General features: G+C 65.5%; 19 protein-coding genes. 2 read left to right on the top strand and 17 right to left on the bottom strand.

The window, feature by feature from the left end; genetic code table 11:
• The 4 genes from RJ03_RS04205 to RJ03_RS36910 form a co-directional block, all read right to left on the bottom strand.
• A partial coding sequence (locus RJ03_RS04205) for a WXG100-like domain-containing protein (protein ID WP_036498220.1) occupies positions 1–1,407 on the bottom strand: 1,407 nt, incomplete at its 3' end.
• 6 nt (positions 1,408–1,413) lie between these two features.
• Entirely contained in the window at positions 1,414–1,929 is a 516-nt protein-coding gene (locus tag RJ03_RS04200; RefSeq protein WP_051024293.1) for a YbaB/EbfC family nucleoid-associated protein, read from the bottom strand.
• Between the two features lie 34 nt (positions 1,930–1,963).
• Positions 1,964–2,260: a DUF6585 family protein gene (locus RJ03_RS34790; RefSeq protein ID WP_308418050.1), complete on the bottom strand. Its 297-nt coding sequence runs from the start codon at positions 2,258–2,260 to the stop codon at positions 1,964–1,966.
• A 9-nt stretch (positions 2,261–2,269) separates the two neighbouring features.
• A complete protein-coding gene (locus RJ03_RS36910) occupies positions 2,270–2,425 on the bottom strand; it encodes a hypothetical protein (protein ID WP_157163328.1) in 156 nt (51 codons plus the stop codon).
• 149 nt (positions 2,426–2,574) lie between these two features.
• Between RJ03_RS36910 and RJ03_RS04190 the strand changes: the two genes are divergently transcribed.
• The gene (locus RJ03_RS04190; RefSeq protein WP_030513409.1) at positions 2,575–2,772 is read left to right on the top strand and encodes a hypothetical protein; all 198 of its coding nucleotides are present in this window, start codon (positions 2,575–2,577) and stop codon (positions 2,770–2,772) included.
• A gap of 61 nt (positions 2,773–2,833) precedes the next feature.
• On the opposite strand, the gene map is transcribed toward RJ03_RS04190, so the two are convergent.
• From map to rplN, 13 genes are all read right to left on the bottom strand, one after another.
• Positions 2,834–3,634, bottom strand: coding sequence for a type I methionyl aminopeptidase (map, locus tag RJ03_RS04185; protein WP_036498219.1), 801 nt, complete (start codon positions 3,632–3,634; stop codon positions 2,834–2,836).
• A gap of 5 nt (positions 3,635–3,639) precedes the next feature.
• On the bottom strand, positions 3,640–4,197 hold the full coding sequence (locus RJ03_RS04180) for an adenylate kinase (RefSeq protein ID WP_036498218.1): 558 nt from the start codon (positions 4,195–4,197) through the stop codon (positions 3,640–3,642).
• Positions 4,194–5,513, bottom strand: coding sequence for a preprotein translocase subunit SecY (gene secY, locus RJ03_RS04175; protein WP_036498217.1), 1,320 nt, complete (start codon positions 5,511–5,513; stop codon positions 4,194–4,196). The genes RJ03_RS04180 and secY overlap by 4 nt, the downstream gene beginning before the upstream one ends.
• Positions 5,514–5,707: 194 nt before the next feature.
• Positions 5,708–6,154, bottom strand: coding sequence for a 50S ribosomal protein L15 (gene rplO, locus RJ03_RS04170; RefSeq protein WP_030513405.1), 447 nt, complete (start codon positions 6,152–6,154; stop codon positions 5,708–5,710).
• Positions 6,151–6,336, bottom strand: a complete 186-nt coding sequence (gene rpmD, locus RJ03_RS04165; RefSeq protein WP_030513404.1) for a 50S ribosomal protein L30 — start codon at positions 6,334–6,336, stop codon at positions 6,151–6,153. Before rpmD ends, rplO begins: the two co-directional genes overlap by 4 nt.
• Position 6,337: 1 nt before the next feature.
• Complete coding sequence (rpsE, locus tag RJ03_RS04160) at positions 6,338–6,976, bottom strand: 30S ribosomal protein S5 (RefSeq protein WP_030513403.1); 639 nt, start codon at positions 6,974–6,976, stop codon at positions 6,338–6,340.
• 49 nt (positions 6,977–7,025) lie between these two features.
• The gene (rplR, locus tag RJ03_RS04155) at positions 7,026–7,433 is read right to left on the bottom strand and encodes a 50S ribosomal protein L18 (RefSeq protein WP_036498216.1); all 408 of its coding nucleotides are present in this window, start codon (positions 7,431–7,433) and stop codon (positions 7,026–7,028) included.
• Positions 7,434–7,436: 3 nt separating this feature from the next.
• Positions 7,437–7,976, bottom strand: coding sequence for a 50S ribosomal protein L6 (gene rplF / locus RJ03_RS04150; protein WP_036498215.1), 540 nt, complete (start codon positions 7,974–7,976; stop codon positions 7,437–7,439).
• A 14-nt stretch (positions 7,977–7,990) separates the two neighbouring features.
• The gene (gene rpsH / locus RJ03_RS04145) at positions 7,991–8,389 is read right to left on the bottom strand and encodes a 30S ribosomal protein S8 (RefSeq protein ID WP_030513400.1); all 399 of its coding nucleotides are present in this window, start codon (positions 8,387–8,389) and stop codon (positions 7,991–7,993) included.
• Positions 8,390–8,918: 529 nt separating this feature from the next.
• The gene (locus RJ03_RS04140; RefSeq protein ID WP_025347225.1) at positions 8,919–9,104 is read right to left on the bottom strand and encodes a type Z 30S ribosomal protein S14; all 186 of its coding nucleotides are present in this window, start codon (positions 9,102–9,104) and stop codon (positions 8,919–8,921) included.
• Positions 9,105–9,108: 4 nt separating this feature from the next.
• A complete protein-coding gene (gene rplE, locus RJ03_RS04135; protein WP_036498214.1) occupies positions 9,109–9,672 on the bottom strand; it encodes a 50S ribosomal protein L5 in 564 nt (187 codons plus the stop codon).
• A 2-nt stretch (positions 9,673–9,674) separates the two neighbouring features.
• Entirely contained in the window at positions 9,675–9,989 is a 315-nt protein-coding gene (gene rplX, locus RJ03_RS04130) for a 50S ribosomal protein L24 (protein WP_036498213.1), read from the bottom strand.
• Position 9,990: 1 nt separating this feature from the next.
• A complete protein-coding gene (gene rplN, locus RJ03_RS04125; protein ID WP_030513395.1) occupies positions 9,991–10,359 on the bottom strand; it encodes a 50S ribosomal protein L14 in 369 nt (122 codons plus the stop codon).
• Positions 10,360–10,762: 403 nt separating this feature from the next.
• Here rplN and RJ03_RS04120 point away from each other — a divergent pair.
• A partial coding sequence (locus RJ03_RS04120; RefSeq protein ID WP_036498212.1) for a M13 family metallopeptidase occupies positions 10,763–11,780 on the top strand: 1,018 nt, incomplete at its 3' end.

The following is an 11,780-nucleotide window of genomic DNA, read 5'->3' as shown; positions in this document are numbered from 1 at the left end:
GTGCCCTCCGGACGTCGACTGGTGTCGACCACCGAACCCCGCTGAGCCCGAATGATTTCCGCCACCACCGGCCCCGGCCGCCTGGGTCGGCGGGGCGGGAGCCGGGCGCGACGGCGTCATGTAATTCGGATCCGAGGGATCACGGAAACCACCACCCTGCTGATGATTTCCGCCCGTATTCGTCGTGGTGCCGGGGTGCGTCGTCGACGTCGACTCGGTCTGTCCCGGCACCGGCCGGGGCGTCAGCGGATTGTTGGTGGGTGGTGTCTTCGGCGGAGCCCACGGCGCTTTCGCATTCATCCACAGGTTGAATCGCGGGTCCCCCTCGGTATTGGTGGTCGTCTTCGTACCGAGACCGCGCATACCGCCGACCATGCCACCGCGAGCCGCGCTACCGACCCACCCCTCCGGCCCCGCGAAGGCGCCCGCGATATCGCCGGTCACCGCGCCCGCGCCGATATTGCCGAAGATGTTGCCGAAGACACCGGCCGTGGCGCCGATGGTCGCCCCTTGCAGGAACATTCCCGACCGGAACGGCATATTGGTGATCGCGCCGCCGAATTTCTTGTCGAGATTTCCGATCCCGAAGCCCATGTAGCGGCCGAGTTCGCGACTGGGAATGGTGCTCAACGCCGACGCCGCCCAGGAGGCGCCGAATTCCTTCCAGTTGAATCCGTGCCGTTTACCGTCCGCGATCTGCGCGCCCTGCACGATCGCATTGGTGACCGGCGCCCAGAGCGCGCCCTCGCCGAATTTCAGCGTGTAGACGCCCATGCCCTTGGCGGTGGGCAGAATCGTCTTGGCCTTGTACTTCCAGGTCTGCCCCTTCATCCCCTTCCAGGTATCGGCCGAGAGGATGTGTTTGAACCAGTACCGGGAGGCCCCGTTGAGTTCGCCGCGGGTCGCGAATCCCAGTTTGGCCCAAGCCCGTTCGAGTGCGTTCTGCAGTGCGTCGGCGATGAACTTCACGATCGATCGGGTGGTGCCGATCGCGGCCGCCTCCACCGCCGGTGCGGTCGGCGGGAACAGCCATGCCCAGGCGATCTCGACCAGCAGAATGCACAGCGAGACAATGATGTTGATCTTCGCCGACTGCAGTTCGGTACCGACGTCGAAGGTCGAATCGCCGATGGTCTTGAACGATTCGGCCAGCGCCGCGAGCGACTGGTCCCCCTGCAGGAAGACGTCGAACAGCTTGCCGATCTGATCGGCGGCATCACCCGCCGGAAAGGCCGCCATCGCCGCGGTTTTCGCGCTCTCGATGCCGGGGACCTGCGCCGCGAGATCCTTGGACGCCTGCTCCCAGGCCCGCGACACCGCCCACATCTTGTCTTCGTCACCGTCGGGCCAACTCGCACCGGCAACCCAGGCGATCGGACGTACGGGCGGGGGCAGGTACAGGCTCACGGCGGATCAGTCCTCGTCGGACACCATCGAGCGGTGCGCGCTACCGTCCATCGGATGCGCGGGCGGGACGTCGCGATAATCCTCGACCCTGGTCGGCGTCGGTGGCGCGGTGGGCATCATCTGCCCGAGATCCGGTGCGCCCTCGATGAATTCCGACAATTTGGGCAACTGCAGTTTGCGTTCACGCAGCGGCTGCATCAGTTCGGCACCCAGGCGCAGCACCTCGGCCGCGGCCTGCTGCACCGCCGCGGTCATCCCGGCGGCGATCTCGTCGTAGGTCAGATCCGCGATATCGTCGGCGAACTTCGTGTCGATCAGCAGTCCGTCGGCATTGACCGTCACCTGAATTCGCTGCTCACAGGTGCTCGCCGTGGCCGTCAGGCGGGAGCGTCGCAACTGGATCTCCGCGATCCCGCGCAATTGCTCGTCGAGCCCCTCGAGCACCGTCATCATGTCGGCATGGAGCCGTTCGTTGACCACTGCCACCTCCACCGTCGACGCGCGCAGTAGCAACAACAGCACACCAGATTGAATATCCGGTGGCGCCCAAGGAAATTCAGTGTCGACTACCGCCGTGCACCCGGGACAGATGGGTGGCCAGCGCCTCGAAGATCAGGAAGTTCGGAATATCGCTCACCAGCGCCGAGGTCAGCGCGAACCAGCGTCCGACGACGTCGACGCTGAGCCGGCCGTCGGAGATCGACACCTGATTCACCTGCGTCCACGGCCCAGACTTGCGCGGCGAGCCGACCTCGAACCACGTCATCCACAGCTCGCCGAACACGAGCCGATGTCCCGCCTGCAGGGCCGCCAGCGCCTGCGGCAGCTGAGCGTCGGTGACGGCCCGCTGAATCGCCGGGCCTCACTGCTGCGGATCCGATATGCCGTCGCCGACAACGAAATTCGTACCGGCGAGATCGGTGAGGGTGTAGGCGTAGGTGGTGCCGATGTGATGGCCGTCGCGCATATGCCGAATCAGCTCGAACGCCCCGGCGCGACCGGCACCGCTGTGGCACACCCGCAGCGCCTCGCCGCACCGCTTGTGAGATGTCCAATGCGCACACCGGAACCGATCGATCGCACCGGCCCGCGAGTTAGGTTCACGACCAGCAGATATTCATCGACACGTGCGGTCACGACACCGTACGCCGACTGAGAGGAGGGCCCGTGACCGAACGCAGTATCGCCATGAACCCCGGAATGCACGAGGTTCTCGACTACTTCGGCAAATGTCCCGAATGCGGTTATCCCGCACGGGCTTCGGCCGATTTCGCCGGGGCGCCCACCGTCGTCGCCAGCTGCGACCGCCCGTGTGGCTGGACGGGCGTGGTACCACTCACCACCATGACCGGGCGCACGGCGTAACAGTCCGCCGACAGCACGACGCACCCGCGCCGACGAGGCCACGGGTGCGTCGCGAAACGAATTATTCGGGGCGAACCGTCAGGATCCGCGGACCGTCCTCGGTGACCGCCACGGTGTGCTCCCAGTGCGCGGCGCGACTGCCGTCGGTGGTGACGACGGTCCAATCATCTTCCAGCACAGTGGTTTCCGTGGTGCCGAGGGTCAACATCGGCTCGATGGCCAGCACCGAACCGACCACCAGTTTCGGACCGCGTCCGGGTGCACCCTCGTTGGCGAGGAACGGATCCATATGCATCTGACGGCCGATGCCGTGTCCGCCGTAGCCGTCGACGATGCCGTAGGCGCGGCCGTGTTCCTTCTCCGCGGCGCGCGTGCCCAGCTCGATCGCGTGCGAGACGTCGGTCAGGCGGTTGCCCGGCAGCATGGCCGCGATACCGGCGTCCATCGACAGCCTGGTGGCCTCGCTGAGCAGCCGGTCGGCCTCGATGACCTCGCCGATGCCGAACGTCCACGCCGAATCGCCGTGCCAGCCCTCGAGAATCGCACCGCAGTCGATGGAGACCAGATCGCCCTCGGCGAGCACCTCGTCCTTCGACGGAATCCCGTGCACCACACGGTCGTTCACCGAGGAGCAGATCGATCCCGGGAAACCGTGATAGCCCTTGAAGGACGGGACGGCGCCCGCTTCCCGGATGGTCTGCTCGGCGACCTCGTCCAATTCCAAGGTCGAGACCCCGGGCTTGGCGGCGGCGCGCACGGCGACCAGCGCGCGGCCGACGATCGCGCCGGCCGCGGCCATGGCATCGAGCTCACCGGCGGTGCGGAACGGCACCACCTTCTTCTGCTTGAGGCCGAAAACCATTCGCCTCAGCGACCCAGGGCTCGGAGGGCGCGCGTGTTGACCTCGGTGATCTCGCCGACGCCGTCGACGGCCACCACGAGACCGTCGTAGTGCTCGAGCAGCGGCTCGGTTTCCTCGCGGTACACGTTCATCCGGTTCCGGATGATCGTCTCGTTGTCGTCGCTGCGTCCGCTGGTGCGGCCGCGCTCGACCAGACGCTCGACGAGCGTCTCCTCCGGGACCTCGAAACTCAGCACCGCGTCCAGCGCGTGGCCGGACTCCTTGAGCATCTTCTCCAGGGCCTCGGCCTGGTCGACGGTGCGCGGGTAACCGTCGAGCACGAAACCGTTGACGGCGTCGGGCTCGGCGATGCGCGACTCCACCATGCGGTTGGTCACATCACTGGGCACCAGATTGCCCGCGTCGAGGTACTTCTGCGCCTCGCGACCCAGCGGGGTCTGCTGGGAGATGTTCGCACGGAACAAATTCCCCGTGGAGATGTGCGGAACACCCAGCTTGTCCGACAGCAATTCGGCCTGTGTTCCTTTACCGGCACCCGGCGGTCCGAGCAGTACGAGTCTCACTTGAGGAACCCTTCGTAATTTCTGTTCATCAGTTGGCTCTCGATCTGTTTGACCGTATCGAGGCCGACGCTCACGACGATCAGCACCGACGTGCCGCCGAACGGCAGGAAGTTCGAACCGCCACCGCCGGCACCGATGTGCAACAGCAGGTTGGGCAGTACGGCAACAGCACCGAGGTAGATCGAACCGGGGAGGGTGATTCGGCTCAGTACATAGTTCAGATAGTCGGCGGTCGGCTTACCCGGACGGTAACCGGGGATGAAGCCACCGAACTTCTTCATCTCGTCCGCGCGTTCCTCCGGGTTGAAGGTGATCGCGACGTAGAAGTAGGTGAAGAACACGATCAACGCGAAGTAGATCAGGACGTAGACCGGATTACCCGGGTTCACCAGATACTTCTGGATGATCTTCTGCCACCAGCCGTCGGAGTTGGACGACTGGGTCAGCTGGGCGACCAGATTCGGCAGGTACAGCAGCGAGGACGCGAAGATCACCGGGATCACGCCCGCCTGGTTGACCTTCAGCGGTAGGTAGGTCGACGATCCGCCGTACATCTTGCGGCCGACCACGCGCTTGGCGTACTGCACCGGTATTCGGCGCTGGCCCTGTTCGACGAAGATCACGCCGACGATCACCACGAAGGCGGCGACACACACCAGCCCGAAGATCAGGCCGCCCTTGCTGTCGAGGATCTGCTTGCCCTCGGACGGGATGCGGGCGGCGATACCGGCGAAGATCAACAGCGACATACCGTTGCCGACACCGCGCTCGGTGATCTGCTCGCCGAACCACATCACCAACGCCGCACCGGCCGTCATCACCAGCACGATGATGATCATGCCGAAGACGCTGGTGTCGGCCAGGATGTCCTGGGGGCAGCCGCGCAGCAGCTGACCGCGCGCGGCCAGGGCGACCAGACCCGTGGCCTGCAGAATCGCCAGCGCGATCGACAGATACCGCGTGTACTGCGTCATCTTGTTCTGGCCGGACTGGCCTTCTTTTCGCAGTTCCTCGAACCGCGGGATGACCACCGTCAACAGCTGGATGATGATGCTCGCGGTGATGTAGGGCATGATCCCGATCGCGAACACCGACAGCTGCAGCAGCGCACCACCGGAGAACAGATTGATCAGCTGGTAGATACCGGCATTGTCACCGCCGGAGACGACGTCGATGCAATGGCGGATCGCCTTGTAGTCGACGCCCGGCGACGGTAGCGAGGCGCCGACGCGGTACAGCGCGATCAGGCCCAGCGTGAAGAGAATCTTCCGCCGCAAGTCCGGGGTCCGGAAGGCCGACACGAAGGCGGAAAGCACAGATCCTCCTGGCTGACGACACGGGGGTCACGCCCACTTCCGTCACCTCGGCACATACCGGTGCCCTACAGGGCAGAGCCGGTCCTGTGCCACGACAACGGGGCAGACTGGTTGGCAGACAACACTTGAACTCTAACAGCGACGCCGGACGGGCTCTCACCCGTCCGGCGCCCCGACTGTATTACCAGTAACTGTCAGCCCAGTTCGGTGGCGGTACCACCGGCGGCGGTGATCTTCTCCTTGGCGGAGCCGGAGAACTTGTCGGCGCTGACCTGAACGGCCACACCGATTTCGCCCTCGCCGAGCACCTTCACCAACTGGTTCTTACGCACGGCACCGGCAGCGACGAGCTCGTCCTTGCCGATGGTGCCGCCCTGCGGGAACAGGCGCGCGATATCGCCGACGTTCACGACCTGGTACTCGACGCGGAACGGGTTGGTGAACCCCTTCAGCTTCGGCAGGCGCATGTGGATCGGCATCTGGCCGCCCTCGAAGCGGGCCGGCACGTTCTTGCGAGCCTTCGTACCCTTGGTACCGCGACCGGCGGTCTTACCCTTGGAGCCTTCACCGCGACCCACACGGATCTTCTCGGTCTTGGCGCCCGGGGCGGGCCGCAGGTGGTGAAGCTTGATGGGGGTCATGCGGTTTCCTCCTCAACGGAAACGAGGTGGCGCACGACGTTGATCAGCCCGCGGTTCTGGGCGTTGTCCTCGCGGACCACGGTCTGGCGGATACCGCGCAGGCCGAGGGTGCGAAGCGACTCCCGCTGATTCTTCTTGGCGCCGATCGTGGACTTGATCTGGGTCACCTTGAGCTGTGCCATGTCAGACTCCCTGTCCGGCACGCGCACGCAGCATGCCCGCCGGGGCAACGTCCTCGATCGGCAGACCGCGGCGAGCGGCCACCTCCTCCGGACGCTGCAGCATCTTCAGGGCAGCGACGGTCGCGTGCACGACGTTGATGGCGTTGTCGCTGCCGAGCGACTTGGCCAGGATGTCGTGGATACCGGCGCACTCCAGCACGGCACGCGCCGCACCACCGGCGATCACACCGGTACCGGGCGAGGCCGGACGCAGCATGACGACACCGGCGGCAGCTTCACCCTGCACCGGGTGCGTGATGGTGCTGCCGATCATCGGGACGCGGAAGAAGCCCTTGCGAGCCTCCTCGACACCCTTCTGGATGGCCGCGGGAACTTCCTTGGCCTTGCCGTATCCGACACCGACCAGGCCGTTGCCGTCGCCCACGATCACCAGGGCGGTGAAGCTGAAGCGACGACCACCCTTCACGACCTTGGAGACGCGGTTGATCGCGACGACACGCTCGAGCTGGTTCTTCTCGGCGGCATTGTCGCGACGGTCACCGCCGCCGCGACGGTCGCGGCCACCGCCGCGCTGATCGCGCTCGTTGCTGTTCTGTCCGGCGGGTCCGCTGCCGCCGTCACGCCGCTGACGTCCCGGCATCAGACGTTCCTTCCGTTCAGGGTCATTCGGTCCATGAGTTGAATCTGCATCAGAACTTCAACCCACCTTCGCGCGCGGCATCCGCGAGCGCGGCGATGCGGCCGTGGTAGTCGTGGCCACCGCGGTCGAACACCACGGCCTCCACACCGGCAGCCTTCGCGCGGGCGGCCAGCAGCTCGCCGACCTTCTTGCCCTTCGCGGACTTGTCACCGTCGAGCGCGCGCACATCGGCCTCGATCGAGGACGCCGAGGCGACGGTCTTACCGACGGAGTCGTCGATCACCTGGGCGTGCAGGTGCCGCGAGGAGCGGAACACGACCAGACGCGGACGCTCGGCGGTGCCGAGGACCTTCTTGCGCAGACGGAAGTGCCGACGGGTCTTCGACACCCGGCGACGAGTCGACGCATCCTTGCCGACCGGCTTGCGGGCGGCTTTCTGAGCTTCAGTTTGTGCCATGGCTTACTTACCCGTCTTTCCGACCTTGCGGCGAACGACCTCACCGGCGTAGCGGATGCCCTTGCCCTTGTACGGGTCGGGCTTGCGCAGGCCGTGGATCACAGCGGCGATCTGGCCGACCTTCTGCTTGTCGATGCCGGACACCGAGAACTTGGTGGGGGCCTCGACCTGGAAGGTGATGCCCTCGGGGGCCTCGATCGGAACCGGGTGGCTGTAGCCGAGGGCGAACTCGAGGTTCGAACCCTTCTGCTGCACGCGGTAACCGACGCCGAAGATTTCCATCTTCTTCTCGTAGCCCTGGGTCACGCCGACGATCATGTTGTTGATCAGGGTGCGGCTCAGGCCGTGCAGCGAGCGGTTGCGGCGCTCGTCGTCCGGACGGCCCACCTCCAGCTCACCGTTCTCGGCCTTGGTGACGGTGATCGGCTCGGCGACGGTGTGCGACAGGGTGCCCTTGGGACCCTTCACCGACACCTGCTGGCCGTCGATGGTCACCTCGACGCCGGCGGGAATCGAGATCGGCTTCTTACCGATACGCGACATTGTTCCTACCTCCCTTACCAGACGTAGGCGAGGACTTCGCCGCCCACGCCCTGCTGCTTGGCCTGACGGTCGGTGAGCAGGCCCTTCGACGTGGAGATAATCGCCACGCCCAGACCGCCCAGCACCTTGGGCAGGTTGGTGGATTTCGCGTACACCCGCAGACCCGGCTTCGAGACGCGGCGCACACCCTGCAGGCTGCGCTCCCGGCTCTGGCCGTACTTCAGGTCGACGATCAGGGTCTGGCCGACGGGCGCATCCTCGGTGCGGTAGTCGGCGATGTAGCCCTCGCGCTTGAGGATCTCGGCGATGTTCGCCTTGAGCTTCGAGTGCGGAGCCTTCACCTGATCGTGGTACGCCGAGTTGGCGTTGCGCAGACGGGTCAGAAAGTCTGCGATCGGATCAGTCATGGTCATGTGTTGACCGTTACCTTTCTCGCCGCGGTTCCCATACAGCACCGTCACGCGGGGCGGTCGTGGGCCTACGACAATTTCGGCTGGTCCGGCCGACACCTTTGCCGACCGGATTCGGAATGCTGTCACCCGGAGCAATGCGCACGCATATGGGCACGAGGGTGCCCGAGCAACCGGTCTAGTGTAGGCGAGCGGTATGAGCGGGCAAAATCGGGTAGCGATCAGACCTCGAGATCCGCTTCGATCGCCTTCAGCCGATGCCGGGCCAGGGCGAGATTCGCCCGTCCGCGATCCAGGGCGAGATACAGGAACAGCCCTTTGGACGTGCGGCCGGCCATGGGGCGTGGCAACGCGCCCCGGAACCGAATTTCGTCCGAGGTTTGCACGATCAGTTCGGGATCACAGGACTGCGGCCGTGGCAGTGGCGACTTCCGACAGCAGCCGCAAGAAAGGGTACGGACTCGGCCGAGTCCGTACCCTTTCTCGATTCGATTGTCGCGCTCAGCGCGGGCGCTGCCTCAGCAGCGTGAGCTCACCAGGAGCTCTTGTGCACGCCCGGCAGCTCGCCGCGGTGCGCCATCTCACGGACGCAGACGCGGCACAGGCCGAACTTGCGGTAGACCGCGCGGGGGCGGCCGCAGCGCTGGCAGCGGGTGTAGCCACGAACGGCGAACTTCGGCTTCGCGGCGGCTTTGTTGACGAGAGCTTTCTTAGCCATGTGCTCAGTTCTCCTTGAACGGGAAGCCGAGGTGCTTGAGCAGGGCGCGGCCCTCCTCATCGTTGGTCGCGGTGGTCACGACCGTGATGTCCATACCGCGCGGACGGTCGATGGAGTCCACGTCGATCTCGTGGAACATCGACTGCTCGCTCAGGCCGAACGTGTAGTTGCCGTTGCCGTCGAACTGCTTCGGCGACAGGCCGCGGAAGTCGCGGATACGGGGCAGCGCGATGGACACCAGGCGGTCCAGGAACTCCCACATGCGGTCGCCGCGCAGCGTGACGCGCGCACCGATCGGCATACCCTCACGCAGCTTGAACTGCGCGATGGACTTGCGGGCCTTGCGGATCTCCGGCTTCTGACCGGTGATCAGGGCCAGGTCGTTGACGGCGCCGTTGATCAGCTTGGCGTCGCGGGCGGCGTCACCGACACCCATGTTGACGACGACCTTCACCACGCCGGGGATCTGCATCACGTTGGCGTAGTTGAACTCGTTGTTCAGCGCGTCCTTGATCTCCGCGCGGTAGCGCAGCTTGAGACGAGGCTGAATGTTCTCTGCGGTGGTCATGCTCAGATGTCCTTCCCGTTGCGACGGGAGATGCGCACCCGCTTGCCGTTCTCGTCGGTGCGGTAACCCACCCGGGTCGGCTTGCCGTCGGAGTCGACAACCATCACGTTGGACACGTGGATGGGCGCCTCCTGGGTCACGATGCCGCCGGAGCTGGCGCCGCGCTGGTTCGCGGAGTTCGCGACGTGCTTCTTGATCCGGTTCACGCCCTCGACCAGGACCTTGTCGGTCGCCGGGTAGGCCTGGATGACCTTGCCCTTGGCGCCCTTGTCCTTACCCGAGACGACGATCACGGTGTCGCCCTTGTGCACCTTCATGTCAGAGCACCTCCGGGGCCAGCGAAACGATCTTCATGAACCGCTTGTCACGCAGCTCGCGGCCGACGGGGCCGAAGATGCGGGTGCCACGCGGATCGTTGTCCGCCTTGATCAGCACCGCGGCGTTCTCGTCGAACTTGATGTACGAACCATCCGGACGACGACGCTCCTTGACGGTGCGCACGACGACCGCCTTGACGACATCACCCTTCTTGACGTTGCCGCCGGGGATGGCGTCCTTGACGGTGGCGACGATGACGTCGCCGATACCGGCATAGCGACGCGACGACCCGCCGAGCACGCGGATGCACAGAATCTCCTTGGCACCCGTGTTGTCGGCGACGCGCAGTCGCGACTCCTGCTGAATCACTTCAGCTCCTCCTAGACCTGGACGTAATGCACGCCGGATTGCCGACCCGACGGGCATGGTCAGTTGCCCTTCGACGGACCTTGACGGCCCGCTCCCGCACCGTAGCGGGGCAGCGCCTGCCAGCGGTTTTACACGATCGGGAAGATCAACCACTGTGGGTTCGCGGCCGAAGTGCGGGCACAATGCCCGCAGGCAACCCGACAAGTGTAGCGAAGCCGCAGGTCGCGCCCAAATCAGGGGCGAGCGGGGCATCGGGCGAGGCCGGCCGCCACGGGTGGCGGTCGAACTCAGCCGATACTCAGCAGGTTCGGTTAGCCTCTCACCGACGCGACCGGCCCCGCCTCCGGGTGGGACCGCGGTGTCGTCGCGCAGGTGCACGATGAAGTCGGGGAGAGGATTTTCTGTGACATCGTCCGGTCGCCAGGTCCGCCTGGGTCGCCGCTCGTTCCTGATCGCCCTCGGCGCGGTGCCGGTGGCCACCGCCCTGGTGGCGTGCAACAGCGACGACACGAAGCCCAAACCTCTCGCCGGCCCCGATCTGTCGGGCGTCGACCCCGCGGTGCGGCCGCAGGACGATCTGTACCGCAATATCAACGGCACCTGGCTGCGCACCTACCAGCTGCCGCCGGACAAGGTTTCCTACGGCACCTTCGCCGAGGTGTCCGATCGGGTCGAGGGACAGCTGCGCGAGGTCATCGACGGGATCCACGATCCGAAGGACGGGTCGGAGGGCCAGCAGATCCGCGACCTCTACGACGCGCGGATGGATCTGGACACGCTCGAGAAGCTGGGCACCGCCCCGCTGCGACCGCTGTTCGCCCGGATCGACGGGGCGCAGAACAGGGCAGATCTCGCGAAGGTCATGGGTGCGCTGCCGCTGGGCGGCCTGATCGGACTCGGCGTGAGCATCGACCGCAAGAATTCGAACGCCTACATTCCGGCGGTGGGACAGTCCGGCCTCGGCATGAGCGAGCAGTACTACCGGAAACCCGAATTCGCGCAATACCTTTCGGCGTACCAGACGTTGCTGCACAAATTGGCGACCGGCGCCGGCCTCCCGGATCCGGATGGTGCGGCCGAACGCACCCTGGACCTGGAGAAGCGCATCGCCGCCGGTTACTGGGACAACGTTCGCACCCGCGACGCCGACGCCACCTACAACCTCATGGCGTGGAACGAGATGACCACGCTCGCACCGGGTTTCGACTGGGAGCCCTGGCTCGCCGGCAGCACCGACCGGCCCAAGGATCTGTTCGCGAAGATGGTCGTCGGCGAACCGTCGTTCGTCACCGCGGCGGGTCAGCTGTGGACCGAGGTGGATATCAACACCTGGCGGGAATGGCTGAAGCTCAGCCTGCTGCGCAAATACGCCAAGTACATGAACAAGGAACTCTCGGACGCGAATTTCGATTTCCTGAAGG

The organism is Nocardia aobensis NBRC 100429 (genome assembly GCF_000308375.1).
GTDB classification, from domain to species: Bacteria; Actinomycetota; Actinomycetes; order Mycobacteriales; family Mycobacteriaceae; genus Nocardia; species Nocardia aobensis.
The sequence above is the reverse complement of the archived record's forward strand: the minus strand, read 5'-3'. Positions and strand labels throughout refer to the sequence as shown.

Excerpts from the sequence above, each read along its gene's own strand:
- map (WP_036498219.1), bottom strand. The coding sequence starts at position 3,634 with ATGGTTTTCGGCCTCAAGCAGAAGAAGGTGGTGCCGTTCCGCACCGCC.
- rplO (WP_030513405.1), bottom strand. The coding sequence starts at position 6,154 with ATGACCCCCATCAAGCTTCACCACCTGCGGCCCGCCCCGGGCGCCAAG.
- rpmD (WP_030513404.1), bottom strand. The coding sequence starts at position 6,336 with ATGGCACAGCTCAAGGTGACCCAGATCAAGTCCACGATCGGCGCCAAG.
- rpsE (WP_030513403.1), bottom strand. The coding sequence starts at position 6,976 with ATGCCGGGACGTCAGCGGCGTGACGGCGGCAGCGGACCCGCCGGACAG.
- rplR (WP_036498216.1), bottom strand. The coding sequence starts at position 7,433 with ATGGCACAAACTGAAGCTCAGAAAGCCGCCCGCAAGCCGGTCGGCAAG.
- rplF (WP_036498215.1), bottom strand. The coding sequence starts at position 7,976 with ATGTCGCGTATCGGTAAGAAGCCGATCTCGATTCCCGCCGGCGTCGAG.
- rpsH (WP_030513400.1), bottom strand. The coding sequence starts at position 8,389 with ATGACCATGACTGATCCGATCGCAGACTTTCTGACCCGTCTGCGCAAC.
- RJ03_RS04140 (WP_025347225.1), bottom strand. The coding sequence starts at position 9,104 with ATGGCTAAGAAAGCTCTCGTCAACAAAGCCGCCGCGAAGCCGAAGTTC.
- rplE (WP_036498214.1), bottom strand. The coding sequence starts at position 9,672 with ATGACCACCGCAGAGAACATTCAGCCTCGTCTCAAGCTGCGCTACCGC.
- rplX (WP_036498213.1), bottom strand. The coding sequence starts at position 9,989 with ATGAAGGTGCACAAGGGCGACACCGTGATCGTCGTCTCGGGTAAGGAC.